The organism is Dyadobacter koreensis (genome assembly GCF_900108855.1).
Classification (GTDB): Bacteria; Bacteroidota; Bacteroidia; order Cytophagales; family Spirosomataceae; genus Dyadobacter; species Dyadobacter koreensis.
On sequence record NZ_FNXY01000003.1, the window covers coordinates 260,119 to 286,356 of the forward strand.

Sequence of the window (26,238 nt, forward strand, 5' to 3'; positions counted from 1 at the left end):
TTCCGTTAACTAAAACTGATCTGGGCCGGCTTCACAATCAGCCACTTGTTACCTTGAAGTTTTAATTCACCAGGTATATCCGTATTAATCAAACTGTTACCGGATGGAAATATATCATACTGACTTGTTTTCCCAAGAAAGTAAGGAGAGTTTGAGAGCGCGTAACGTTGCGCATTCTGGTTGTTCGATATTTTAAAAGAAGCAGTATTTGGAGATAAAATTGTCAGCTCAAAAATGGTTTCACTATCCTCTTCCTCCAATAATTCCTGAACAGAAAATCCGTCTCCCTGATCCGCATATCTTGCATATTTTATCGGTGATTCCAAAACAGGCTCTGCAACTTGTTCAACCGGTTTTTCAATTTCCGTCACAACAGAAAGCCTTTCATTTCTTTCCATTTCAGCTCTGACATTATCCCGAAGAATCGCAATTTCAGCTTCTGCTTCTTTAAGTTTATGCTTAACCGCTTTCAGTTCATTGCTTATGTTTTTAGATTGCCATTCCGTGCTTCCGCTTCTGTGCAGGTGATCTTTTAACTCCCTGCTATTCTTTTCTATGATCTCGCTTTTATTACGAAGGATCCATAACAAAAACAGGATTCCAAGCAAAAGGAGCAGGATAATTGTGTAAGACATATCTTTTGAAATGTCTGGCAAAAACGCAAAAAAGCTGGCTGTTTCCGAAGATTTTTCTGACATTATTTTAACTGGTTCCGTTACTTTTTGTACAACAACAGGTTCTGGCGCTTCTTCTATTTTTTGAATATCGGGCACATCTTCAATCGGTTCAGAAATGGAAATATTTGCTATGATTGATTCAAGTTTCCCTTCGTAATTCGAATAACCGGAAAGCTTCTTGCGCTTACTCTTTATCCCGGATGTGATATCATTGACCACAAGATTCTTAAATTTCTCTATACTTTTTTCCCAATTAGAAAAAGACGTATCCACAGAAACTTTTTTCCATTCGCCGATAAGCGCATCCGCTTTTCTGATCTTATTTTTTTCAACGAATTTTAAAAGATCTTCATAACCTTTACAATTCACACATTGCTTTTCCTTTACCTCCCTAAACGTTTCTTTATCAGAAGCTAAAAATTCAATGGTCGCTTTTACAATCTGAAATTTGGCTTCTTTGATTTGCATACCGGCTCCATTTTCAGCCTTTACCGAAATTTGAAAAACCAGAAGCACAAAGAGAATCACCCACTTCTTCATTAAACAACTGGTTTAATTTCCGTTATACTTTTTGAAAGACGATATAAAGCATCTTTCAAAGCAAAGAAAAACAGTGATTCAGCAATTTCGTTTTCACCTTCCTGCTTATGCAGATCCTGCAAAACCTTACGGTAACTATCGTAGATCAAACCTTCCCCGTTGAAAATATTATGATTCCACTGCAGGAGCCGCAACGACTCTTTCAGACCGTTTATTTTAAAGTCTTTCAGGAACCGGGAGATTTCCGGATTACTGAGCGTTTTCTCTAAAAACTCATTTAGATTGTTCAGCACCGCCACATTCAGTGGACTGTCAATTTCAAATGTATCAGAAATGTTAAATTTGCCTGTACCGGTCGAAAGCTTTAATTCAAGTTCAGAATTTGTCTTAGGATCAAAACCCGGATGTATAAAATCCATGTTTTTTCTATACTTTTCCTTCTCATCCTCAGAAGCCAGTGCATACAGAATCGAACCATTGGCCGTGATCTCTTTTGGATTTGTATTCAAATGAATTTTAAATCCGGATTGCAGCGTTTTGGTTGTGTAAGCATTGATGAGCAGACGGGTAAAATCTTCCAGATCGCGTTCATCTCCGCCGCAAAGCAGTTTGATATACTGACTTCCTTTCCCTGTAAATGACAAATATCTCGGCAAAGGATAATCCTTAATCTCGATCAACTGCACCAAATGGAAAATAATAGCGCTGTAATGCAGATAAGGAATAATCAGCAGATCGGGATTTCCTATTGTAATAGAATCACTGAATTTGAAATCATCATATCGGAAAAGCAAACTTACCAGATCGTCCGCGCTCAGATTGGTATCATCCTTTACTTTATTGAAATATTTTATCTCGTTCGGACTGATGTAATTTTTCTTCTGATAACTTAGGTAATTCCGAATAAAACCGTTGTCTTTCAGCTTATTACGATAGCCATTCCCCCAGATATCACTTCCAGCAAAACGGAAAGAAGTGGTCAGATATTTATCCACCCGGTTACCGGACGATTCCATAAACATCATCACGTCCGTCGTTCCGCCACCAATATCCACGTTTATCACATTGGCTGTATCCTGAATATCCGTGTCAGATTTAGTCAGGAAGAAATAAGGCGCAACGGACTCCGGAATTGGATCCAGCAATTTGGCCCCGGAATTTTTAAACACATCCTTAAAAGCGCCGTCCAGCACTTTTCTTAATTCTGATTTAATACCACGTTCCATACTTAGCGGAACAGACCATACCACTTTCAGGTCAGCAGGATTACCGTAATTCAGAATTATTTTCGCCCTGATTTGAAGCAAAAGCTGTTTTAAAAAAGCACTTACGCGGCTCTTATTGGAATCGTTATTATCGTTTTCCAGCAACCATTTCAAATTGGTCGTGTAATTCACGTTACTCGCCTGAACTTCTTCCTGATCAATATAATAACCGATGTTGATGTGGCTGAACAGCGATTTATTTTGAATATTGTTAAAAGAAACAATCTCGCAGGTTGCCGTTTTGAAGGGATAAGAAATGTTTTGGCCCGGTCCCAAAAGTGGCGGCAAAAATTCCCTTCTTAACGTCAAATCCATCCAACCGGAATTTCCGTAGGAATCAAATTTATTTCCTCCCGATTCATTTCTTCCAGGCGCGTTTAGCAGTACCATTTGTTGGTCCGGCTCACCGATGTCAAATGGCCTTGGCAATGCCTCGCCATTTTGCATGTAAGCAATGTGTGTGTTCGATGTACCAAAATCTATGGCGAAAGTAAATGCCTTGGTCAGGTTGTCTTTATTGAAAGTTTTTGTTTCAAAATTCGGGATGATCAACCCGCTGGAATCGATGCCGTTTGGGTCGGTATAGGCCAACTGGATATAATCAAAAGCTTCTTTAATTTTATAAAACCTTGACGTTGAACCAGAATTCCCTGCGTTGATATCAGACCAGGTTGAGCGCTCATCCACAGTCGCATTAAGATTCGTAGTGTCGGAAGCAAAGTTTTTGAAAGAATAAAACTCCAATTTTTTAAGCGCCATTCTTTCATTTCTCTCTGCTAAAAGAATGGTATAATCGTTCAGCTCTTTTAATCTCGGATCCGGATCGTTTATCTGATAAAAAGGAAAAATCCCCAAATCCGAGCGGTACTCGACAATGGATTTCCCCTTTTCATACTTCCTTGAAAAAACGATTTCAGAAACTCCCTTTCTGTTTTTTACAGGAATTTTAAGATTCGCTGTAACCTGCCCGTCGTTCACTTCAACCGACAGATTATTCTTTAAATCTGACAGGTTAAAGAAGTTGAAATATTCTTTTCTGATAGGTAACAGATACTTAAAATCTCCGCCAAAACCAGTATAAAATTTCCCTCTGTTGATGTTAAACGGCATTTCTACCAGTGCATCTTCCAGAAAATCGTCAATGGTAAGGAATGGATAAGTAACCGTCGTCAGCGCATTTCCCTGCGGCAGTTTCCTCTCAAACAAAGGAACGCCCCGGTGATAAAAATCTTTAACTCTGGTTGATGAATTCCATGGAATATTTTTCTCCATATAGTCCCCCGGAATATTCATCCCGTCGACCAAAACCAATGGCGGCTCAACAAGCTGCTGCTCGTTTTTATCATTGTATTGATCCTTAAACTTTGATTCGGTAGCGCGGATAATAAAGTCGCTGACAGACTTAATTTTTTCTTTTTCCTTTTCCTCTTTTTGGTGGAAAAAGAAAAGTCCATTGACAGTCAGAAACTTACCGTCTACATTCGTTTTAATTTTGCTGTATTCATTATCCATCAGGCTTGTTCCAGCCTGCTGATAGTCAGTGAACTGATGTCTGAAATCAGGAAAATAGCGGTCTACCGTTTTATTAAGATACTTCCGGAACCCGTCTGCTTTGGCAAATGCGTGTTTGAATTGAAGCGAAAGTTTGTAAATATATTCAATGAATTCCTGATCCCTTTTGTAGAGCGGCCTGTAATCATTACTGAAAAATAATTTACCGTCAGCGCTCTGCGGAACTGTCTTGATATCATTGTTTTTGATATACCTTGCCCAGTTTGGCGTGGTAAAAAACAGAGAAAGCGGTGAAGTCCCGCCCAATAATTTATTCTCATAAAAAATCAGGAACAGACTGTCTGTTTCCGAAAATCTGCTGCTGTCTCTGTCATTGAAAATCTGTTCAAGCGATTTGGCAAGCAAGTTATGCGGATGATCTTTTCCTCTTTCTTTCAGTCTGCCAATGTTTTCCTGCACTTTCCATTCCTTAAACCAAATCTTCTTCCCCGGTCCGATCTCAGAATTCTTGGCATTGAACAAAAGCTGAAAAACATCCAGACAATCGGACACCAATTGATGATAAATGGTATTTCCATCGAGATTTCCACGGTCCGAAGCGACAATTTGAAAGGCAGTATCAAAAAGTTCAAGTCTTGCCATGGGCGACGGAATGGAAGTTCCCGCCTTGGAGGCACCTCTGCCAAAAGCTATATTATCAGGATCAAAACTTGCAGGATCAATTCCCGTGCTTTGGCTCCAGTCTTGTATTTCGTTTGGATTATAACCCGGATATTTTCTAAAAATGTATGAAGACATGGCTTTGAAATTTAGATCATGGATGGAAGTGCTTCCAGTTTTTTGTAGCATTCCATAGAAATACGGTTGAGCAGTTTAAAGAAACGCTTGTCCTGATCGGGGATACTTTTCTTCAATTCGTCTTCCAGTTTTCCAAGTTCAGTTTTCAGAAACGCTTCTGAAATTCCCGGCTTGGTTACGATCCCTAAAACTTTTTTAACTTCAATCGGTTTTTCCCTTACCAAAGCATTCAGATCCTGCGTCAGGTTGAAAGGCTGAAAAGTCCGTTCATTTCCGGACATTTCTACCAGCCAGTTTTTGTAATGGATGGAAAGGAAAGCCGTGAGATTTTGATAAAATGCATTGTTTGGAATTTTATCGCCCAAATCTAATTCCTTGAAAAAAGCCTCGTTGCGCATATCGGGAATTGTTTCCAGATAAACTTTCATCGCGTACGTCAGAAGCGTGAGCGGCTCCATCACCGTTTTTGCTGTATTCGGATAAAAATGCCTGATGTCAATAACCTGATCTTCTTTTTTTATTCCAAAATCAAAATACTGCGTCTGACCTTTTGAAGCAAAATTACCATCCGGTTTATTAACGAAATCAATGATCGCGGTGGCTCCAATTAATTCTATTAAATGCGCACTGTTTTTTTGTTCGATTCCGCCTTGTTTGTTTTCGTATTGTTTCAATGGTCGATCCCACAGCTGGTAGAAACAGTTGATCTTACCGTTCAAATATTTGAGATAATAAGAAAGTGCAGCCTCGGTTTTGGAATTAAACATATCCGAGTTGATCGCACTTTTGCTATCGTCCGTCACATTGAAATAAGGCATCACCGTAAGCGCCCCGTATTTATTGCCACGCAGTTTTTCTTCCTGTTGCAGCAGTTTCACCAATTGCGGAAATCCGGAAGAACCCGTTCCGCCGAAAATAGAACTCACGATGAAGATCCGGTCATTTTCACCGATACTTTTCAATACAAATTTAAATTCCTTCGTATTGGAAAGATTATTAAAAACAACAGAACCGATGTTTGGATTCCCTTTAAAACCCTGGTTTAATTTCAGGTTCAGTTCCGTATTCGGATCATCGTGGCTTGAATTATCATAAAGCGCTTCCAGCAAATCCATATTGATATCGCCAACGAGCTCGCCCCTTGGATCAAGATATTCGATGAACGATTTTTCAAGATTTTCAAATTGCAGCTGAAAAGAATCATCCAGCCCTTCTGAATAATCATTTTCATTAGTAATCGAACTCAGCGTATTCAGGTTCGCATTGAAGAAACCATCTCGAATTTCTTCGGTATTGCTGTAACCGTGAGAGCGGATATATTTATAGGTTTTCAGCGCCGCCAACGCCCGGCTCGTATCGGCATTATCAGCATCCACATCGATGATGATGGGGATTATTTTATTGGTATCATTAAGTTTTGTACCAGCCGCAAGCAGCATTGTCAGCGATCGGACAATCCTGGCCCCTGTTCCACCAATTCCAAAAACAAACGTATTTCTTGTAGGCATAATCTGTGCTGTATCGACGGGTTAAAAGGGAGTGCGCTTGGCGAAAATCGAAAATCTTTTCAACAAGATTGAAAACAGGATGTAGTAAATAAACGCGTAGAGCGTGTTGACCATTGCAAAAGTATAGAAGAAAGAATTCTCCTCTTCTTCCGTAACTGTCTGCGCGTGATTATAGGCGAAGCCAAAAGCGATGATCAGCAAAATGATCATTGTGATGACCCAGTGAATGGTTTTGTCCCAGATTGGCTTACTCCTGCCCAAAACAATATAAAATACAAGCGTGAAAACAAAGGCAAAAACCAGCGTAAACAAACCCACAAATGGGTAAATATCAGAGGCAAAAATGGGATCCGGATTTTGTCCGCAAAGCAGCTCATAAAGAAATTCAAACATGGAAGCTATTTTTTTACAGGTATTGAAATGTGAATAAAGTTGTCATTCGAATTTTCGTAAGCCTCACGCACGCCGTCGATCAGATGTTCAAAAGCGAAGGTTTTTCCGGGAATCGAATCTATATTTCTGTCATCCATCGTCGACATGGCTTTGTATCCATTGTCATAAACCAGCGGAAGTTTGAGATCGATATTTCCCTTGTCTTTGTAGATATCCGAAACTTCTATCACAATGACGTGGGTATTATCTTCCAGATATTCCTTCTCTCTCGGCTTCAATTTAGACTTGTCAAGATCCTTTGTGAATAGAATATTTTTGATCTTAAATTCCAGATTTTCAGATGAAGTTTTCAGATGTTGAGTCAAATAATCCGGCGCACTGATCGAATTTGGCAGCGCAGACAAATCTATGGCAATAGCAAATGTGGAAGGTTTCTTTTTGCTTGCTTCCAGATCAGAAATGCTTTTATCCTCGGCTTTCCAGTTTCCGACTCTTTCGTAGGTATAGAAAGTTTCAAAATCATCAATGGTTTTGTCAAATAATCCAAAGTTAAGATCCAGCACAGGTTTGAAATTGTTTAGCTCAGCCAGATTTTTGTTGAATTTGCCGACAAGTTCTTTGTTACCGATAACCCATAAATAATAAGGTCTCTCCTGCCCGTCCAGCTTCAATTTTGCATTCTGATAGGTGTAATAATTACCATAAAACGCAGAATTGAACCCGTACAATGAAGCCGAAATGTTATCTCTTTTTAATTTCAAAAAAGTAGATTTCACCAACGCCTTCAGTTCTCCCTGAGCTTTTTGCTTATTAATTTCAGAATTCGTTTTGATGACATTATCCGGATAAGATAAAATGCAGTCAGAAACAAAAAGAGAAATATCATTCGAATCTGTTTTACTGGCAATCATTTCCAGGATTTTGTGCATCTCAGAGCTTTTCTCGCCTGCAACTTTTGTTGTAGAAATCTCGCGGATAAAATCTTTTGTGGAGCCTTTGTATGGCGTTAATGAATCTGCTACATAATAAATTTTCAGAGGTTCTTTTCCAAAAGATTCCTTTCCTTCGATATCAACCAGAAGATTTGGAATGTCTTTCACAAATTGCGTAGAGCCGCTGAAATAACCAGCCATACTGGCTGAGGTTTCCATAAAAAAGTTAATCTTGCCAACTTCCTTAACAGGTTCTTTTTCTTCCTTGTGCTCTTTTTTCGTGCAACTGACAACCACGATTAACAAAGCAAGCAAATAAAAATATTTCTTCATCGATTATAATATTATATTGAGGCTAATTGATCACCAATATAGAGATATTTGTTGGTTGCTGACGACATTTATTCCTCAGAATACCCTTCCAGGCAAATAAACAGACTTTCCACAACAAATTTTCAGAATTAGTACGAACGGAAGTGCGGATTATTTTAGCTGGTCGCGAAGACATTTCCAGGCTTTTACACAAGTGACCTTACTGACACGGTTTTATAGTGATGTGGCTGACCTCGATGAGACAAAAATGGCTCGAACCTGATGTTTCGAACAGTCGGAATTTCTGAAAAACATATGGAGGGACTGATATCTAGCCTCCTTTATATAATGTCACAGACGGATTAGCTTCATTGTGGCACTTCCGGTTCGCTAAGCTGACGAGGGCTGACCTTGCTGATTTGAAAAATACGATGTAACAGTAATTGTACTGTCAGTATCGTTCACAATTATAATCCGGGACTTGTGGCAGGTTTTTTGATCTCATTGGGTGTCTTTCCAAACACTTTTCTGAATTCTTTGCTGAAATATTTACTATCCTCAAAACCTGTCATCATGGCAACTTCATTTGCCTGATAAACGCCCGATTCCAGAAGTTTTAGAGCTTCGTTAAAACGAATAGATTTTACGAAATCATTTACCGTCATGCCGGTAAGGGATTTCATCTTTCTATATAACACTGAAACGCTCATACCCATTTGCATGGCCAGTTCATTTACACCAAAACCAGGATCTGACAGATTTTCAAGAACCTGGTCTCTGAGTTTTGCAATAAAAACATCATTTACATTTTTGGCAATGCTTTCGGCTGCATAATTATTCGTTAAAACGGACTGACGATATCTTTGTTTTTCCTGATCTCTCAGCCGGATCAGATTACCAACCTTTAACTCGAGAATTCTAGGATCAAAGGGCTTGATCAGGTAGTCATCTGCTCCCGTTGAAAGCCCCTCGATAATTTGGTAGTTTTGTGTTCTGGCTGTCAGCAGCACGACCGGAATATGCGACGTAACAATGTTGTTTTTCAGTTGTCTGCAAACTTCTAAACCATCCAACTCAGGCATCATCACGTCAGACAAGATGAGGTCCGGAACATATTCATAGGCCATTTCTATTCCTTTGAGACCATTTTCAGCTTCCAGCGTCATATACTCCCCTTCAAAGAGCTCCCTGATAAAAACTCTTAACTGGTCATTATCTTCGATAATCAGGATTGTTTTAGCCCGTTTTGTCTGAGAAACAGTGCTAGCTTCCGGAGTGACAACTGTCTCCGCCATCATTTTATCAAAAGTATCTCCGCCATTCGCAGCAATCTGATCCTGGGAAAAGTGACTGTTTTCACGCAGCAACCGGACGGTTAGTTTCGTTCCGCCCGGTGATGAATCCGTGGCCAGACGGCTCTCGGCGGTCAGGTAACCACGATGCTCTTCAACAATACTTTTGGACAACGCCAGCCCGATGCCGTAGCCGGGCTTTTCAGAATCTGCCTGATAATAATAGGTAAACAGTTTCCGCAAGTGATCATCAGATATACCTTTGCCATTGTCGACCACAGAAATGATCACTTCGTTCGAAATTTCTATAATTGATATTGTAACCTTGCCGCCCTCGGGTGTGAATTTGTAGGCGTTACTTAGCAGATTATAAAATACCTTCTGTATCTGAGCTATATCAAACCATAACATTACCGGCGTTTCCGGACTAACGAAGGTTGTTTCAATATCTTTCTCGCTGGCCATATGCTCAAATGATGCGATCACGGTTTTAATTACCCGAAATTTATTGTAAAGATGTAATGGGAGTATTTTCAGACTTCATTCCGTGACAAGAAATTTCATCGAATGTGCGGGTGGGAAACCTTAAAACATCCGGATACTCACCACGGAAGTCCAGAGGCGAAGGATACATGACAATCCTGAAACTTTTCAGATCTTTGATATATTTTTCAATCGTGTATTGCGAAACAACTTTCTTTTTGGCGTTAAGGTAGGATTCCATCGCAGATTTAACCGAACTCCTTTTGTCTGATCCAATATTTTGGGCTGTAATTTCATCAACAAATCGACCTTCCGTTAGTGTATCGTCAATAATTGCAATAAATTCTTAGGCTTGTTCGTAACGCTCTTTTTCGGTTGGCTGGCTGAATCGTGATCTTTTAAGTACAAGTGCACCTTTTAGCTCTGACCTTACGTAATAATCAACCCACCACGTTTTTGATAAATCTCCTTTATAATCTGATAAAACTGCTTCCCTGAAAGGATAATTTCCCTTATCAGTACTTATAGCAATTCCCTGGCTTTCGATAATGTTGTGGCACAAAACTGGCACAGAGGTACTTTTCGGTCACTAAAAAACCCGTAACTATCTGGCTTAAAGATATTTACGGGTTGTGGAGACGGAGGGATTCGAACCCTCGTCCAGAACAGGGAAACCCTGCGCCTTCTACATGCTTATCCGCGATTAAATTTTCGAGCCAGACAAGGTTCACGGCGGACCCGCGTCTTGGCCTTAGATACTAGGGTCTCGTTGGATTTCCGTACCACTATTCCAACCAGCACTGATTTGCGACACCCCGGAGCCCAACCATCAGTGCGTAGGTTGGAGGGATGATGGCATTTGCTAAATCCTCCGGATTAGGCAGCCATGGCGTAAGTATTTTCGCCAGTTATTGTTTGAAAGGTATTATTTACGGGAGGTACCCCCAGCTCCCGACATGCTTACACACAGAACTCCAACCCGCTGTCAATTCCAGTCGCCCCCAGTGCGGCGCAGAAATTTCCGGTGACTAATCACACGGTTGGCTGCGGGTAAATTACAAGAATGAAGTTCGAATAGTTCATTATTTTTTTAAAATAGTAGCATAAGTCTTGTGATGTCGACATATGCGGATATTAACAAACTCAAAATCAGCCCTATCCATTATTCTTGAAATTCACTTTTTTATTCATAAAAAGAACAGATTTTAAGTTCAGCCACAGCTTGCATTCTTTTTCCTTATATAGTAGCTTTCCCTCTTAATTGCCTTACTATGAAAATTTGTTTCGCTACTCTGCCCCTTTATTTATTATTGACCTGTTTCACTTCAAAAGTTGTGGGTCAGACGGTTGCGGCAGATTCTTTACAAATAAGAAAAATCTTCGATCTTTCAGAAGCTGTTCGGAAAGTATATGCTCCCGACAAGCGGACTGCGCTTTTCCAAATTTTAAAAGACAGTACAGGAAACCATTTTTTCGAAACAACGGAATTTGAAGCGGCTAAAAAATTGGCCGATACGATAGTCAGCCAGGGAATTAAAATTCCGATTCCAATAAAAACACTTCCCGCGAAAGAACTTGCGGATAAAAAGTTTGGGCTGGTCAATGTTTCTGTAGGCAATGTCAGATCCGATCCGCGTAATGCGGCTGAATTGGCAACACAAGCATTACTTGGTACTCCTTTGGATATTCTTAAAAAGGAAGGTTACTATTATCTGGTCCGCACACCGGATGGCTACATTTCCTGGCTTGATGCGGGTGCAATTGCTTTCAAAACAGACTCTGAAATGGAAGCCTGGAAGCTTAGCAACAAGGTAGTTTTCGTTGCAGATTATGGTCATTCTTACGAAAAACCTAATCTTAAATCACAAAGAATATCGGATTTGGTTATGGGCGATGTGCTGGTTAAGACTGCCAGCCAGAAGGATTTTATTAAAGTAATTTACCCTGATGGAAGGGAAGGCTTTATCCCGCAAAATCAGGTTAAAAATTTTAATGAATGGACGAAGAAGCCAGCACCAAATTCCGTTCAGGTGATAGAAGTTGCCAAAACGATGATCGGCGTACCCTATTTATGGGGTGGAACCTCCGTAAAAGGAGTTGATTGCAGTGGCTTTACGAAGACAGCTTTTTTCATGAACGGCGTAGTAATTCCCCGAGATGCATCACAGCAGGTGCTTGTTGGCGATTCAGTGACTATTCTAAAAAATGGAGTTTTAAATTTGACTGACGCGCTCAAAAACCTAAAACCGGGGGACTTAATATTCTTTGCAGGCGGGAAAAACAGGCCATCTAATGCGCGTGTCACTCACGTTGCAATGTATCTCGGTAATGGCGAGTTTATCCATTCGGCCGGACAGGTACGAATCAATAGTATGAAACCCGACGCTCCGAATTATGGTGATTTTGAAACACGAACCGTGGTCGCAGCAAGACGCTATATCGGGAATATCGGTACGGCAGGAATTACGCCATTGCTCAAACATCCTGCCTATATGCAAAAATAAATCAGTTTTAAAATTCCCAGCGATAACTTAATACAGGAATCAGGCCAAGTTGATCTTTGCGAACTACCTGTTTCTGAAAAGTATCAAAATAGCTATATGCTTCGTTTTTAGTTCCTGAAACATTCTGCATATCAAGCGCAAGTGTCCGGCTGTATTTTGCCCTGCTTTTTTTCCAGTAGATTCTTAGATCCGGCCGGAAATAGTCTTTCATTTTTAACGAGAATGCCTGGTTTTCTTCATATAGGGTTTTGTTTTCAAAAGTAGATGCTTCCACATTTATCGGCGTTTCCCGAAACCCTCCTATCCATAAAATTTTGGCGTTTACTCCCCAGGTATTTTCTCCGGATTTAAATTCTTTCCCGCCGGTAAAGCTAAATGTGTGTCTTCCATCAAATCGGCTTTTTCTCCTGATCCCATCGGCGCCCAGGTAGGTGGCACTATACAGAGAACCCGATACTACGTAATAGTATTGCCCGGTCAGCAGTTTTTGAAAGGTTACTTCGACTCCGTAATTTCTTCCTCTTCCAGTATCTGATAACTTTTGATCTATAAAAGTTTCAACCAGGTTAAGTGTCGAAAACGATCCATTGGCAGCACTGACAGGAATATTATATAATTCCTGATCATAAACTTCAACTTTCAAATAGGTACTATGACTGAAATTTTTCTGATAACCAAAAACAAAATGATGCGATTTATTCGGCCCCAGAAACAGATTATCACGAAGAGGAGAATCCTGATTTTTTCCGGAAATATAAACCTGCTGAAGCTGTAACTGACTATGAAGTCCGTAAGAAAAACTAACTTGCTGCGAAGTACTAACCTGAAAACGTACAGCTGCGCGCGGCTCAATGGAATTGCTCTTTGAAGTTGTATAATAAAGATTATGAACGCCGATCTCCGTGCTCAAACGTGACGATACATTATAATTCCAGCTCGCAAAAGGCTGTATTATAAATCCATCAACTTTGTTCATTACCTTGCTGCTAATATCAGGTGATGCAATTCCGTCTGTTTGCCATGTTGCATAAAGCCCGGTTTTAAGGCGGCTCTTTTCACTGAACCTGTAAGTCAGGATACTACTAAAAGATATCCGTCCTTTCGTTTGTTCGTCACGCTCGAATAAGCTTTTCTCATCAACATTTGAAGGATTTACAAGAAATCCCGACCGTGACATTTTCAAACCGGATGCAACGATCGTTGAATTTAATGATGATCGGGACCCAAGTGACACACGATGCGTCGCTCCGGCCGCGCCCATTTTATTCTTGTAAATAATGTCCTGCCGGTCTTTTTCAAATTCCCAGGTTGTGGTATCCGTATCAGCGTTAAAAGTATTGCTGCTGATTCCGCCTAAACCAAAAAAAGTAAAAGTTCCTGCCTTGACTGTTGGTAAATTAATATTGAATGAAAAATCCTGAAACCTGATATCCTCTCCACCAAAATTTACGCCCATCGCTCCCAATAGCCCCGTGAACGAATAGCGATAATTGGCCAGGTAAGATGCTCTCGATTTCTTTGAAAAAGGCCCCTCGGCTGCAAGATCAAGTCCAATCAATCCTGCCTGCGCTGTAAATTCAGTTTTTTCATCGTTTCCTTTACGCAAATTCATATCCAGCACTCCCGACAATGCGTTGCCGTACTGTGCCGGAAAAGCACCCGTCAGGAAATACGATGTTCCAAGCAATTGTGTACTCAAAATATTCACTCCCCCACCCGTTTGTGTAGCGCGATCACTGAATGTTCCGGCATTGGAAAGGTGATTGGGATTTACAATTTCGACTCCTTCCAGTCTCCATTGCATACTATTGGGAGAATTCCCGCGGATGACCAAACCGTTCGCCTGGTCATTAGTTGTCGCCACGCCGGCGAATGAAGTCGTTACACGCGCGGGATCCAGATACGTAGCTGCGTAACGAAGTGTCTGTTCTATGGTAATTGCCTGCACACTATTGAAAGCAACCGGGCGCGAAGACACGACAGTCGCTTCCGCCAACTCTCCGGAATGTATACCCAGCTTTAAGTCCTGCACACTTTCCTTTCCCGACTCTAATAATATTTCCGGCACCGCAAGTTTGTCATACCCCACAAATGAAACTGTTAAAAAATAACGCCCTGACGCAAGATTATCAAATCGAAAAGCTCCCGAAGCGTCAGTGACATTTCCTTTTTGTAAAGGTGATAATTGAACATTTGCACCGGCGAGCGGCACCCCGGTATCGGCATCTTTTATCGTACCGCGAATTGTTGAAGTTATATTTTGAGCTTTTGCAGCGAAAGATATTAACAAGAATAAAAACAGTAAACGGATATGCATTGCGGCTGATTAAGGTGGATATCTTTCCAATATGAATATAAGACGCTTGCTGGTTTGAACTAATCAAAAGGCTAAAAGATATTTTCCTAAAAAATTCCCTACAACGAAATTAAAAATATTTCAACACAATATTTGACTTTTTGAATTTATACTCTACATTTGTAGAGTATATTCTAAACTCGTAGAATCATGGAGTTGACAAAAACAGAAGAACAACTTATGCATTACTTATGGAAGCTAAAAAAAGCTTTTATGAAGGATCTTATCGATTCCTTTCCTGAGCCTAAACCGGCTACGACAACAGTGGCCACTCTGTTGAAAAGAATGCAGGATAAGGGTTTTGTTGGATACACTCTATATGGAAATTCCCGCGAGTATCGTGCGCTGGTAAGTAAAACAGACTATTTCGCGAAACATGTCAACGGACTTATCAAAAATTTCTTTAATGACTCCGCCTCTCAGTTCGGTTCATTTTTCGCAAAAGACGCGAATCTCAATGTAGACGAATTAAAAGAACTTAGAAAAGTTATAGACGAAGAAATCAAGAGAAAGAAAAATGACTAGCTATATTATCAAATTTGTGATTTGCTCCGGCATACTGCTCCTTTTTTATCATCAGTTATTGGAAAAGGAAAATACATATCGGTTCAACCGTTTTTATTTGCTTTTCAGTATTATGTTCAGTCTGGCAATTCCACTTATTTCTGTAAAAACAGTTCAAAATGATGCAATTGCACAAGTTTATAAACAAGTTCCGATTGAAGTTCTCGATAAGCCTGAGAAGAGCACAGCCTTTGTTCCAGAAGAAAACAGTGTGAAATCAACTGATTGGCTGGTTCTGGTATACAGCCTGGTTGCGGCATTCTTACTAGCTCGGTTCATTCGAAATCTTTATTCTGTTTTAATAAAAAAGCATAGAAATGAAATAGTCCATTACCGGAAAGCTAAGTTCATTTTACTCTCTGAAAATGCGGTTACATATACTTTTTTTAATTATGTCTTCGTAAGTAGCTCCGACTTTTACAACAAAGAGATTGAAGAGGAAATTCTTACACATGAACTGGCGCATGTTCAGCAGAAACATACTTTTGACATTATTTTCATCGAGTTAATCATCATTTTTTTCTGGTTTAACCCGTTCGTTTTTTTATTTAAAAAAGCGATTATGCTTAATCATGAATTTTTGGCAGATGAGGCTGTTTTGCTGAAATACCAGGATCCCAAAACCTACAAACTCCTGCTTTTAGACAAGATACTATACCGCCATCATGTCGGCCTTACAAGTAGTTTTAATTATTCCATAACCAAAAAACGATTAGCCATGATGACTAAAAAAACTTCCCAAACAGCCGCTATTATTAAAACAATAGCTTTAATCCCAACTTTGGCGATCCTAACTTTTGCTCTTATTACTAAGGTAACCGCGCAGCAGCCAAATGCGAAATCCGAATTAACAAAACCTGCTTTCAATAACAGCGGCGTATCGCAAGAACATTTCGATGAATATCAAAATACCCTGAAAAGAGGGACGCGGTTAGGAACATCTAAATATGGAAAGCCGCGTACATTTTATGACCTGGAAATTATCGATGTCAGGAGAATGGATATTATTTACCGGTCAATGAACACAACCCAGCAGGCGTTGGCTACAAAAGTGTTTTTTATACCAATGTCTCCTCCGACAGACCCTGAACCACCTACGGAGCAACAACTAAATGATTGGAAAGATGGGAAAAAATATGGGGTTTGGGTCGATGGCAAACGAATTAGCAATCAAAAATTAACGCACTATGCCGCCGCCGACTTCGCGCACTTCTCTTTAAGCAAACTCGAAAAAAATGCGATAAATTACGGTAAACACTATTTTCAAATCGATTTGTCCACACCAGAATATTTCAAAAAATGGCATGATGCCCAGATTCCTTACGAATCAATTCCAAAAAAATAAAAAAAAAGTTTACTATCGCATAGGGGGATGTCTGATCTGAGTTGTCATGGAACAAAATTATTTGTTGCACCAATTTTTAATTTATGAAAAACTTACTGACACTCGCCTTAATTGTATTCGTATTTTGCATGTCTTGTGACAATGACAAAGATGAAATAGTAGATGAAACCAGGCTTCCGACTGTTGCCCAGGAATTTGTACAAACCCACTTTCCGGCTGCGAAAGTAAATCAGGTAGTTCGGGATAAGGATAATAACGAAGTTGATTATGATGTAACTCTTGACAATGGTACGAGGCTGGCGTTCGACAAAGACGGCAATGTGGAAGATATCGAAAGCAGAACAAAATTGCCGGACTCTGTCATTCCTGCAAAAGTTTTGGAATACGTGACAGAAAATTATCCAGATCATCAAATCATCGAATGGGAAAAGGACAGGACTGATCAGGAAGTTAAATTGTCCAACAACCTCGAACTGAAATTTGATCTGAGCGGGACTTTTCTACGAATCGATAAATAAAAACCAAACAAAAAAACGGAGCAAATGCTCCGTTTTTTTGTTTCCAACCGGTCAGCGTTCAAAATTATCGTAATTTTGGCGAGTACAATTTCAGATTTAGAATGAAGGTTGAAGATATAGAGTCATTTTTCAAAGATTTACAAGACAGAATTTGTCTGTCGGTTGAAGACGCTGACGGAGCAGGTAAATTCAAAGAAGATTTATGGGAACACCATTCCGGCGGCGGCGGAAGGACACGGCTCATTCAAAACGGAAACGTTATTGAAAAAGGCGGAGTTAATTTTTCAAGTGTAAAGGGCGAGGTTCATCCAAGACTTCGTCAGCAAATGCAGCTGGGAGATACCGATGACTTTCATTTTACAGCAACAGGTGTATCCATTGTAATGCATCCCAGAAACCCGCACGTGCCGATCATTCATATGAACGTCCGCTACTTTGAACTTAGTAACGGAACCTGCTGGTTCGGAGGCGGAATTGATCTGACACCTCATTACGTGATCGAAGAAGATGCTATTGTTTTTCATAATGTCTTAAAATCAGCCTGCGACAAACATCATCCCGATTTTTACACAAAATTTAAAACCTGGGCGGATGATTACTTTTTTATACAACACCGAAATGAAACCCGTGGCATTGGCGGTGTCTTTTTTGATTATCTGAAACCCGACGAAGCAGGCTATGGAAGCAATTTGTCAAAAGAGGAATTGTTTGCTTTTGTTAAGGAAATCGGAGAAAGCTTTGCGCCGTTTTATACAAACCTGATGACCAAATACAAAGATTATTCTTTTACGGAAGAACAGAAACAGTGGCAGTACTTGCGCCGTGGAAGATATGTGGAATTCAATCTGGTTTGGGATCGTGGGACGAAATTCGGGTTGGAAACAAACGGTCGCACAGAATCGATTCTGATGAGCCTGCCGCCGCAGGCGAATTGGGAATATAACTTTATTCCGGAAGAAAACTCTTTGGAAGCAAAAACTTTGACATTGTTGAGAAAAGGAATTGACTGGGCCAAATAAGCAGTTTCATTCCCAAGCATCACCAAGTGAAGAAAGATCCCAGTTTTCCTGTTTGTCATAAAACAAATAACCTTGATCCGTTTTAAGTGGTGATGCAAAATTATTATGATACAACTGGCCCGTTCCTAAACCCTGTGGTAATTGATTATCGAAAGAAGCCGTAAACTGGGAAATTGCATTTAAGCCAATATTTGATTCAAGTGCAGAAGTCATCCACCAACCAATCGAAAGTCTCGTTGCGATCTCGATCCACTCCTTGCAATGCTGAAAACCTCCCAGTAAGGTTGGCTTTAAAATTATGAATGGCGGCTGCGTTTTTTTTAGCAGAGCAAACTTCTTGCGATAATCAAAAATCCCGATTAATTCTTCGTCCAGAGCAATAGGTACCGGCGACGAAACACATAGTTCCGCGAGTAATTCTGTCTGTCCCGCACGAATCGGCTGCTCGATGGAATGGAGGTCAAACCCGGATAAACGTTTTAGCTTTTCATGCACATCCTCTGGCTGAAAAGCGCCGTTCGCATCCACACGCAAAGTAATTTCAGAAGGAGAAAATCGCGACCTTACAGATTGCAGAACACGACATTCCTGATCAAAATCGATCGCGCCAACCTTCATTTTAAGTGTCGTATACCCCTGGGCCAGCTTATCTTCGATCTGACTGACCATGTGATCATAAGATCCCATCCAGATCAGGCCGTTCATCGAAATTCCTTTTTCCCCTTTCGAAAACGCATTTTTATACTGCATTTTCTCTCCCCCATTCATATAATCCAGCAATGCCATTTCAATTCCGAAACGAACAGATGGCAAATGTTCAGGAACAACCTGCTCCAGAATAATAGACAGATTAAATGGAAAAACTTCCAGGTCCAACTGATTAAAAAGCTCGCAAACTTCTGCTAGCTGCGCTCCGAAATCAGGAATATCATCAACGCTCAATCCGGGTAGCGGCCCGCACTCACCATAACCGACAACGCCCGGCTGCTCCTCGTCCGTAACTTTAAGAATCCAGGAAGTTTTTTGTTTCAGCACCCCTCGTGAAGTACCAGCCTCCATTCGAAAATGAAGTGTATAGGGTTGAAACACAATTCTTAAAGGCATATTTTGCAGTGTCAGTTTTTTTTCGGGGAACAATATTAACCAAAAAATATGTAATTATGCAGATAATATGGCAGAACATAATTGGATAAAATTAATATTAACCCCCTTTTCGTGGGTGTATGGTTTGATAACCCTGCTGCGAAATTTCCTTTACGCCCAGGGATTTTTATCAACCCAAAAAGCACCTCAATTCACCATATCCGTAGGAAACCTAACCGTTGGCGGTACGGGAAAAACACCTGTCGTTGAATATCTTACCAAACTTTTATCCCGAAAATACAAGGTTGCGATTCTAAGCCGGGGCTATGGCCGGAAAACAAAGGGCCTGGTTTTTGCGGACGCGTCTTCCAGCGCTTCAGATATCGGTGATGAACCTTTGCAATATTTTTCAAAATTTGGAAAAAATATTGTTGTTGCAGTCTCTGAAAAACGTATAAATGGCGCTCTCGCCATAAACGAAATAAGTCCGGAGCGAGATCTGCTCCTACTTGATGACGCCTATCAGCACCGAGCCATCCAGCGGCAGATCAATATCTTATTAAATGATTTCAACCGGCCTTTTTATAAAGATCTCCCCTTTCCTGCCGGGCGGCTGCGGGAGACAAGGCGGGGTGCAAACAGAGCAGATGCAATTATTGTCACCAAAGCGCCAAAGGAATTACCGGAACTAAATAAGGAAGAAATTCGCAAAGCAATCCGGACTTATTGCAGAAAGACGGCTCCGATTTTTTTTACAACCATCCGTTATTCGGCGCCGGTTGGCTATGATTGGTCCCATGTTTTGTTAAAAAATGTTATAATCGTCGCTGGCATAGCTAATCCCCTGCCCTTTACTGTATACCTTCGGACTCAGTATCACGTTATTGATGAGATAATTTTTCCAGATCATCATAATTACACAATTGCCGATCTGGAACATCTAATTAAGTACATAAAAAACGATACTTTTGTAGTTACGACTGAAAAGGATATGGTGAAATTAAAACCACTTGCTGTCTTGTCGGGAGTTGCAGATCGTTTTGCATATTTACCAATGGAAATGGATTTCGGGGCCGATTCCGAAGCTTTTGATCAATGGATTTTAAAAAACACCCCTTGACCCGTCCTTAAATCGGTGGAATTATTGAATCGTTTATGAGAATTATATTTGCTGTTGTTTTTTGGATTTCGTGTAGCTTTCTGCTCTTCCAACATACTGCTATGGCACAAGTCCAACTTCCCGGCGGCATCAGAATGCCAACAGGCGGCGGAAGTGGTGGCGCGCAAGGTGGAAAAGGTGGCGGAGCCATACTTGACGATAGTACCAAAACCATTTACGGTCCAAAAACCACGCTCCATTTTTTCGAAAATGACATTATTAATAACCGCGATTCCGTTCGGTACCGTGTCGATACGTTGTTGCCGGATTTTAATCGTTGGACACCCGTTGACCGCTCCTATGGAAAATTGGTAGATCTTGGAAATACGGCTACGGCAACGCGGAATTTATTTTTCACACCACGTCAGGATATTGGTGCACAGCTTGGTATGCGTGCCTATGATCCTTATGCCATTCAACAGGATGACGTTCAATATATTGATACTAAATCGCAGTACACCGATTTGACATTCCGGTCGGGCGGGCGAAAAACTACGCTCGGCAGTTTTGGTTATTCCCAAAATGTACATTCCCGTTTCAATTTTGGCATCAGAGGAGCGCGACTTACTTCCAATAAGCAATATGGTGCTTACACCGGCGTGGTTTCGGAAGCTTTGCTTGGGCAAAACTGGACATTTCTGGCACATGGACATTATTTCTCGAAAGATAAAAAATATCTTCTACTGGCTAATTACCGCTATTTAAACCAAAAAGCAAGGGAGCAGGGCGGTGTTATTCCCGACACACTGCCAGACGGAAAAGGTATCTGGACGTATGACGGCGCAGCGAGGATAAGTGATGATGCCAACTCCTGGGAAAGACGGAATGCATTTCACATTTATCAGCAGTATAAGCTGGTTAATGGTTTTCAGGTTTTCGCGCAAACGGACTACCAGAGCACCATCAACAGGTATTCAGATTATGATATAACGCGTGGTATAGAAAAAGGAATTTACCCGGCATACCGATACAATGCCGACACTACGAGACAGGATATCTTTTTTAAATTATTCGATAATAAAATCGGGATAAAAGGTACATTTTCCGGCTTCAACTACCGGGCTTATATCCGACAGCGATTGTATGGAATGCGCGTATTTAGCCAGTCTCCTAATACGGTCGGGACGGTAAGTACGGAATACAGAACTGGCGTAAAATTTGATAATATTGTCGGGCTTTGGCTTAGCTATTATTTGAAGGATTCGGTTCAGCATCTGACAGCCGAAGGAGAGCATATTCTCGGGCGTGATTTCAGATTAAAAGGAGAGCTTGATACCAAATGGGCAAAAGTCGGATATCAAACCATTTTTACTTCGCCCGATTTAATTGCCCAAAATTATATTGGCAATCATTTCGACTGGCAAAACAATTTTAAGCTGACCGGGACTAATACTATTTACGGTTTCTTACCGCTTCGAACAAAAAATATTCTGTTCACACCGGAGGTTCAGTATAATCTGGTAAACAATTATGTTTATTATGATACGGCCTCACTTCCCCGGCAATTTAGTGGTGCATTCAGTATCTTACGGATGGGTGCGACCTTTAACATCCCGCTTGGAAAATGGACTTTTTCAGGAATGGGATATTATACGGCCAATTCAAATAGCGATATTATCAGAATGCCCAAGTATTTTGCAAGTGGCCAGGTCACGTATGATTTTACGTATGCAAAGGTGCTTTTCATTCAGGTTGGACTTTCTGCCATGTACCGGTCATCCTATTTTGCGGATGCTTATATGCCTATTACACAGCAATTTCACTTGCAGAACACATTCATGGTTGATCAATATACCGTTGCCGACGTATTCGCAAATGTCCGTATCAAACGGATCAGGCTGTCTTTCAAAATGGCACATGTGAATCAGGGTTTTGGAGCACCGGGATATTATCAGACACCGGGTTATCTCGGGCTCAGACGTGCCTTTTCATTCGGAATCAACTGGCCCTTGTTTGATTAAGCTGTTAGCGAAAGTGTTAATATTAAAAGTTTCTTCTTTAAAATTATTTACCTAGCCAAAAGCTTATTTTTGCCAAAAGCTAAAAGCTAATTGCTGTCAGCCACCAAAGCTCCATGCCGTCATTCTTAAATCAGGTTGCCAATCACATTCTTGAACAAAACGGTACCCAACTAGACCGTGTACGAATTGTTGTGCCCACACGCCGGGCTGCCTTTTTCCTCATGCAGGAACTGGCAAATAGTACGACAAAAGCGGTTATGAGCCCGAAAATTGAAGCGGTTGATGATTTCGTTGAAGGAATCTGCACGCTTGAAATTGAGGATTCAGTTCATCTTTTTTTTGAGCTTTACGAGACATTCAAGGAAATAGATCCGGATGTTCAGTTTGACCGGTTTATGGGCTGGGCTTCTGTTTTACTGAGTGACCTGGATAAAATTGACCAGTATCTTGTCCGTACCGATTATCTCTTTGATTATTTATCAGAGGCAAAAGCGATCAACCGCTGGCAGGAAAATCTTCCCGAAGGAAAAACACTGAAAGACAGCTCCGGGACGAAACAGTATTTCACGCTTTTTGAGAATATAAAACAGGTTTACAGCACATTTAGAGATCGTTTGCTGGCAAACGGAAAAGCATACCGGGGTATGGCTTATCGGCAATTGGCGGAAAATGTTGACGATTTGCTGCTTAACAAAAGTGATAACGACAGAATTTATTTTGCCGGTTTCAACGCGTTTACAGAATCTGAAAAAAGGATCATCACGGCGTTGATCAAAGCTGAAAAAGCGGAAGTTTTATGGGATACGGACCGCTACTACATGTCTGAAAATACGGGTGTGGAAGCAGGAAAAAGTCTTCGTGAATATCAAAGCCAGAAAATTTTTCGTGACTGGAACTGGACGGATAATAATCTTTTGACCACAAAAAAAGATATAACCATCTATGGGGTTCCTAACGCGACTTTGCAGACCAAGGTTGCCGGGCAACTTTATGCTGCGATGAAAGCGGGCGATAATCCCGATGAACCGATCTCGACAGCTATTGTTCTGGCGGATGAAAACCTGCTGCTTCCGATGATCTATTCGCTCGACGAAGGCGTGACGGACTTCAATATCACGATGGGCTTGTCGCTCAGGAATTCGATGCTCTATACGCTGATCGATAGTGTATTCGAATTGCAGCAGAATGTTGTAGAGTTTAAAAACAAGTCTGGTCGAAATGTACGGATACCAAAATTTAACCACAAATCGATCAGTAAAGTCCTGAATCATCCCTTTATCCGTCACTACGAACATGCTGTTTTAAGACCTTCGACAAGCCAGACGAACACCATTGTTCAGGAAACGCTTTGGCAAATTACCGATGGAAACCGCGTATTTTTAAGTGCCGATGAAATGCGGGAATTGGGTCAGGGAAATCTCCTTTTCGAAACATTATTTACACACTGGCCAAAAAATAATTCCAAACGCGTCATCCAGACGTTTTACACGCTTATCGATATTTTGCGTGAGGTTTATAAGGAATATAAAAACGCGCTGGAAACGGAATATTTATATTTGTTTTATACCCTTCTCAAACAATTTGAACAAACACTGGAAGATCGCCCGGAAGTTATTACCTTGAAAACACTCCGGTCTTTTATGTTCGAATTGATCAAACAGACCAGAATTCCATTCAGCGGGGAACCGATCAGCTCTCTTCAGATTTTGGGTATGCTTGAAACCCGCGCGCTGGATTTTGACCGGATTATTATTCTGTCACTCAACGAAGGCACGCTTCCGCAAGCAAAACGTCAGAATTCACTTATTCCTTACGACGCAGCGCAAGCTGTCGGACTACCGACACACCAGCATCAGGAAGCTGTGATGTCTTATCATTTTTACCGTTTATTACAGCGCGCCTCAGAAATTCACATGCTTTACACAAGTACGAATGACGCGCCGGGCGGAGGAGAAAAAAGCCGTTTTATTCAGCAAGTGGAGTACGAACTTTCTTCATATAATCCTAAAATAAAAATTCAGAATAAAACTGTTTCTTTTTCTAAAGAGCCTTCGAAGGAACTGAGTGAAGATGTTCCGAAAGATGCTGCAATGCTCGCAGCGATTCGCAGATATCTTTCAGGAAAGGGAATTTATCCTACGCACCTGAACGAGCTGATACGCTGCTCCATGCAATTTTATCTAAAACATATCGTCGGCGTTAAAGAAGCTGAAGATGTGGAGGAAGAATTGGGTATGGATAAAATCGGAACATGGATTCACGCCTGTCTGGAACGACTCGACCAGGATTTTTTCCTTCTCGAAAAAGATCCGACAGTAGAACAGATTAAGATCATCCTGAAAGAAGAATTTGACGATTTATTTAAGGGATACATTACAGATCTGGGGCTGAATAAAATATATTATCACGTCGGCGAGCAGCAGATTCTTGCATTCATGACACACCAGATCAACCAGGAATCCAGGCGTAAAATACTAGCCGCGGAACAGCCGCTCCGAACCGCTCTGACGATGAATCTTCAAAACGAAGATACTCTGGTGAATATCGGAGGAAAAATTGACCGGATCGAATTGAGCGGAGAAAATACACTGTACGTCATGGATTACAAAACCGGCAGTGTGGAGCTCACGGGAAAACAAAAAGTATCTGATCCGGAAAGAAAAGAAGAAATTATAAGGACAGATCCGGATAGAAAAGCTGGTTATGTCCGTCAGTTATGGCTTTATGAATATCTGATGTACCGGAAAATGCAGGACGAGAAAGGCCTGACCATCGGCGGAAAAACCTATGAATTTGGTAAGTATCTTGTAAAATCAGGTTTTTACTCATTCCGTGATCCAACAAACCTTATCGCCAATCCTTTGGAGTTAACTGAAGGGCTGGACGCCGAACATTTCATTCAGCGTTCGGAAAGATTGTTGTCCGAAATCCTCAACGATCTGCTCGACCCTCAGATCCCGTTCCGTAAAACAGAAGATCTGAATGTCTGCACCTATTGTGATTTTGTCGGAATTTGTGGAAGATAACATAATCAGGATGCAGATATCGCCTGGTCATTCAGGTGATATCTCCTTCTGATGTCGTTGATTAAAAACTTTTTCTGAGCAGTAAAACTTTCCGGATGCATGGTTTGAAAAATCTTCTCCCACTCTGCAAACCGATCCTGATCTGCTTTTTTAAAAGCGACGCTGTCAATTTTTTTAGCCGTCAAATATTCTTCAAATTCCATTTTATGCGAAGGTTTTGTATGTATCGTTATTTGGCGTTAAAGAAGCCATATTTGAAGATACAATAAATCGCCCGAACACCGTCTTTCCAATTGATCTTTTTCCCTTCTGCATAAGTGCGTCCGTAATATGAAATCCCCACTTCATAAATTCTCAACCCTGGAACGCGGGCAATTTTCGCAGTTACTTCCGGTTCGAAACCAAATCTTGTTTCGGTTAGATTTAATTTCTGTATTACACTGGTTTGGAATAACTTATAGCAAGTTTCCATATCGGTCAGATTCAGGTTCGTGGCCATATTCGATAAGAAAGTCAGCACGAATTTGTTTCCGATTGTATGCCAGAAAAATAAAATTCTGTGAGGTTTACCGCCGATAAATCTGGAACCAAATACTACGTCTGCATGACCGTCCCAGATTGGCTGTATAAGTATATTGTATTCTTCAGGATCATACTCCAGATCCGCATCCTGAATGATCAGATATTCGCCTGTCGCGTGCTGGATGCCAGTATGCAGAGCCGCTCCTTTTCCCTTGTTAACCTCATGCTTGAGATATCTGATATTTAGTTCCGGGTTATTAGCCTTGTAATTCAGAATCGCCTGTTCTGTACCATCGCTTGAAAAATCGTTGACGATAATCACCTCTTTTTCGATATTATGATTCAGCTGAACTGCCTTAATCTTATCAAGGATAAAATGTACCGTTCTGGCCTCATTGTAAGCGGGAATAATTATAGAAAGCTTGGTAAAAGGATTACTGATCATTTGCTAAGGTTAAATTTCACAACG

20 protein-coding genes and 1 other RNA gene are annotated in these 26,238 nt (G+C 40.8%); 8 read left to right on the top strand and 13 right to left on the bottom strand.

Translation table 11 applies throughout. From position 1 onward, the window contains the following. Positions 1-5: 5 nt before the first annotated feature. The 9 genes from BMY70_RS09815 to ssrA form a co-directional block, all read right to left on the bottom strand. The gene (locus BMY70_RS09815; RefSeq protein WP_090335003.1) at positions 6-1,217 is read right to left on the bottom strand and encodes a hypothetical protein; all 1,212 of its coding nucleotides are present in this window, start codon (positions 1,215-1,217) and stop codon (positions 6-8) included. Next, positions 1,217-4,792 (bottom strand): acetate and sugar kinases/Hsc70/actin family protein, encoded by a 3,576-nt coding sequence (locus BMY70_RS09820; protein ID WP_143072077.1) that lies wholly within the window; start codon positions 4,790-4,792, stop codon positions 1,217-1,219. The genes BMY70_RS09815 and BMY70_RS09820 overlap by 1 nt, the downstream gene beginning before the upstream one ends. 11 nt (positions 4,793-4,803) lie before the next feature. Continuing rightward, on the bottom strand, positions 4,804-6,300 hold the full coding sequence (locus BMY70_RS09825) for an FtsZ/tubulin family protein (RefSeq protein WP_090335005.1): 1,497 nt from the start codon (positions 6,298-6,300) through the stop codon (positions 4,804-4,806). A 21-nt stretch (positions 6,301-6,321) separates the two neighbouring features. Beyond that, positions 6,322-6,693 carry a hypothetical protein gene (locus tag BMY70_RS09830; protein ID WP_090335006.1) on the bottom strand — a complete coding sequence of 124 codons (372 nt, stop codon included), beginning with the start codon at positions 6,691-6,693 and terminating at the stop codon, positions 6,322-6,324. Between the two features lie 5 nt (positions 6,694-6,698). Further along, the gene (locus BMY70_RS09835) at positions 6,699-7,958 is read right to left on the bottom strand and encodes a hypothetical protein (protein ID WP_090335007.1); all 1,260 of its coding nucleotides are present in this window, start codon (positions 7,956-7,958) and stop codon (positions 6,699-6,701) included. Between the two features lie 446 nt (positions 7,959-8,404). Further along, positions 8,405-9,715 carry a hybrid sensor histidine kinase/response regulator transcription factor gene (locus BMY70_RS09840; RefSeq protein ID WP_229209555.1) on the bottom strand — a complete coding sequence of 437 codons (1,311 nt, stop codon included), beginning with the start codon at positions 9,713-9,715 and terminating at the stop codon, positions 8,405-8,407. Between the two features lie 19 nt (positions 9,716-9,734). After that, the gene (locus BMY70_RS30855) at positions 9,735-9,953 is read right to left on the bottom strand and encodes a hypothetical protein (protein ID WP_090335009.1); all 219 of its coding nucleotides are present in this window, start codon (positions 9,951-9,953) and stop codon (positions 9,735-9,737) included. A gap of 105 nt (positions 9,954-10,058) precedes the next feature. Beyond that, positions 10,059-10,283, bottom strand: coding sequence for a hypothetical protein (locus tag BMY70_RS09850; protein WP_090335010.1), 225 nt, complete (start codon positions 10,281-10,283; stop codon positions 10,059-10,061). A 59-nt stretch (positions 10,284-10,342) separates the two neighbouring features. Then, positions 10,343-10,715, bottom strand: a transfer-messenger RNA (tmRNA) gene (gene ssrA / locus BMY70_RS09855). 268 nt (positions 10,716-10,983) lie between these two features. On the opposite strand from ssrA, the gene BMY70_RS09860 reads away from it, so the two are divergent. Then, on the top strand, positions 10,984-12,216 hold the full coding sequence (locus BMY70_RS09860; RefSeq protein ID WP_090335011.1) for a C40 family peptidase: 1,233 nt from the start codon (positions 10,984-10,986) through the stop codon (positions 12,214-12,216). Between the two features lie 7 nt (positions 12,217-12,223). Here the strand turns inward: BMY70_RS09860 and BMY70_RS09865 are convergent, their stop codons facing one another. Next, the gene (locus tag BMY70_RS09865; protein WP_090335012.1) at positions 12,224-14,533 is read right to left on the bottom strand and encodes a TonB-dependent receptor; all 2,310 of its coding nucleotides are present in this window, start codon (positions 14,531-14,533) and stop codon (positions 12,224-12,226) included. A 189-nt stretch (positions 14,534-14,722) separates the two neighbouring features. Here BMY70_RS09865 and BMY70_RS09870 point away from each other — a divergent pair, with 189 nt between their 5' ends. The 4 genes from BMY70_RS09870 (at position 14,723) to hemF (ending at position 18,018) form a co-directional block, all read left to right on the top strand. After that, positions 14,723-15,097, top strand: a complete 375-nt coding sequence (locus BMY70_RS09870) for a BlaI/MecI/CopY family transcriptional regulator (RefSeq protein ID WP_090335013.1) — start codon at positions 14,723-14,725, stop codon at positions 15,095-15,097. Continuing rightward, positions 15,090-16,481 (top strand): M56 family metallopeptidase, encoded by a 1,392-nt coding sequence (locus BMY70_RS09875; RefSeq protein WP_090335014.1) that lies wholly within the window; start codon positions 15,090-15,092, stop codon positions 16,479-16,481. The genes BMY70_RS09870 and BMY70_RS09875 overlap by 8 nt, the downstream gene beginning before the upstream one ends. 83 nt (positions 16,482-16,564) lie before the next feature. After that, positions 16,565-16,999 (top strand): PepSY-like domain-containing protein, encoded by a 435-nt coding sequence (locus BMY70_RS09880; protein WP_090335015.1) that lies wholly within the window; start codon positions 16,565-16,567, stop codon positions 16,997-16,999. A gap of 101 nt (positions 17,000-17,100) precedes the next feature. Then, positions 17,101-18,018, top strand: coding sequence for an oxygen-dependent coproporphyrinogen oxidase (hemF, locus tag BMY70_RS09885; protein WP_090335016.1), 918 nt, complete (start codon positions 17,101-17,103; stop codon positions 18,016-18,018). 6 nt (positions 18,019-18,024) lie between these two features. Here hemF and menC read toward each other — a convergent pair whose 3' ends face one another. Further along, positions 18,025-19,122 (bottom strand): o-succinylbenzoate synthase, encoded by a 1,098-nt coding sequence (gene menC, locus BMY70_RS09890; protein ID WP_090335017.1) that lies wholly within the window; start codon positions 19,120-19,122, stop codon positions 18,025-18,027. Between the two features lie 67 nt (positions 19,123-19,189). Between menC and lpxK the strand changes: the two genes are divergently transcribed. From lpxK to BMY70_RS09905, 3 genes are all read left to right on the top strand, one after another. Further along, a complete protein-coding gene (gene lpxK / locus BMY70_RS09895) occupies positions 19,190-20,221 on the top strand; it encodes a tetraacyldisaccharide 4'-kinase (RefSeq protein WP_090335018.1) in 1,032 nt (343 codons plus the stop codon). Positions 20,222-20,322: 101 nt separating this feature from the next. Next, complete coding sequence (locus BMY70_RS09900) at positions 20,323-22,221, top strand: putative porin (RefSeq protein WP_229209556.1); 1,899 nt, start codon at positions 20,323-20,325, stop codon at positions 22,219-22,221. Positions 22,222-22,334: 113 nt separating this feature from the next. Next, complete coding sequence (locus tag BMY70_RS09905) at positions 22,335-25,247, top strand: PD-(D/E)XK nuclease family protein (protein ID WP_090335020.1); 2,913 nt, start codon at positions 22,335-22,337, stop codon at positions 25,245-25,247. 5 nt (positions 25,248-25,252) lie between these two features. Here BMY70_RS09905 and BMY70_RS09910 read toward each other — a convergent pair whose 3' ends face one another. Both BMY70_RS09910 and BMY70_RS09915 read right to left on the bottom strand, forming a co-directional pair. Next, positions 25,253-25,450: a hypothetical protein gene (locus tag BMY70_RS09910; protein WP_090335021.1), complete on the bottom strand. Its 198-nt coding sequence runs from the start codon at positions 25,448-25,450 to the stop codon at positions 25,253-25,255. A gap of 26 nt (positions 25,451-25,476) precedes the next feature. Further along, positions 25,477-26,214, bottom strand: coding sequence for a glycosyltransferase family 2 protein (locus tag BMY70_RS09915; RefSeq protein ID WP_090335022.1), 738 nt, complete (start codon positions 26,212-26,214; stop codon positions 25,477-25,479). Positions 26,215-26,238 lie beyond the last annotated feature (24 nt).

Coding starts and splice junctions, on each gene's coding strand:
- BMY70_RS09825 (WP_090335005.1), bottom strand. CDS start 6,300: ATGCCTACAAGAAATACGTTTGTTTTTGGAATTGGTGGAACAGGGGCC.
- lpxK (WP_090335018.1), top strand. CDS start 19,190: ATGGCAGAACATAATTGGATAAAATTAATATTAACCCCCTTTTCGTGG.
- BMY70_RS09830 (WP_090335006.1), bottom strand. CDS start 6,693: ATGTTTGAATTTCTTTATGAGCTGCTTTGCGGACAAAATCCGGATCCC.
- hemF (WP_090335016.1), top strand. CDS start 17,101: ATGAAGGTTGAAGATATAGAGTCATTTTTCAAAGATTTACAAGACAGA.
- BMY70_RS09915 (WP_090335022.1), bottom strand. CDS start 26,214: ATGATCAGTAATCCTTTTACCAAGCTTTCTATAATTATTCCCGCTTAC.
- BMY70_RS30855 (WP_090335009.1), bottom strand. CDS start 9,953: ATGGAATCCTACCTTAACGCCAAAAAGAAAGTTGTTTCGCAATACACG.
- BMY70_RS09860 (WP_090335011.1), top strand. CDS start 10,984: ATGAAAATTTGTTTCGCTACTCTGCCCCTTTATTTATTATTGACCTGT.
- BMY70_RS09835 (WP_090335007.1), bottom strand. CDS start 7,958: ATGAAGAAATATTTTTATTTGCTTGCTTTGTTAATCGTGGTTGTCAGT.
- BMY70_RS09910 (WP_090335021.1), bottom strand. CDS start 25,450: ATGGAATTTGAAGAATATTTGACGGCTAAAAAAATTGACAGCGTCGCT.
- BMY70_RS09815 (WP_090335003.1), bottom strand. CDS start 1,217: ATGAAGAAGTGGGTGATTCTCTTTGTGCTTCTGGTTTTTCAAATTTCG.
- menC (WP_090335017.1), bottom strand. CDS start 19,122: ATGCCTTTAAGAATTGTGTTTCAACCCTATACACTTCATTTTCGAATG.
- BMY70_RS09820 (WP_143072077.1), bottom strand. CDS start 4,792: ATGTCTTCATACATTTTTAGAAAATATCCGGGTTATAATCCAAACGAA.
- BMY70_RS09875 (WP_090335014.1), top strand. CDS start 15,090: ATGACTAGCTATATTATCAAATTTGTGATTTGCTCCGGCATACTGCTC.
- BMY70_RS09900 (WP_229209556.1), top strand. CDS start 20,323: ATGGCACAAGTCCAACTTCCCGGCGGCATCAGAATGCCAACAGGCGGC.
- BMY70_RS09905 (WP_090335020.1), top strand. CDS start 22,335: ATGCCGTCATTCTTAAATCAGGTTGCCAATCACATTCTTGAACAAAAC.
- BMY70_RS09870 (WP_090335013.1), top strand. CDS start 14,723: ATGGAGTTGACAAAAACAGAAGAACAACTTATGCATTACTTATGGAAG.
- BMY70_RS09880 (WP_090335015.1), top strand. CDS start 16,565: ATGAAAAACTTACTGACACTCGCCTTAATTGTATTCGTATTTTGCATG.
- BMY70_RS09865 (WP_090335012.1), bottom strand. CDS start 14,533: ATGCATATCCGTTTACTGTTTTTATTCTTGTTAATATCTTTCGCTGCA.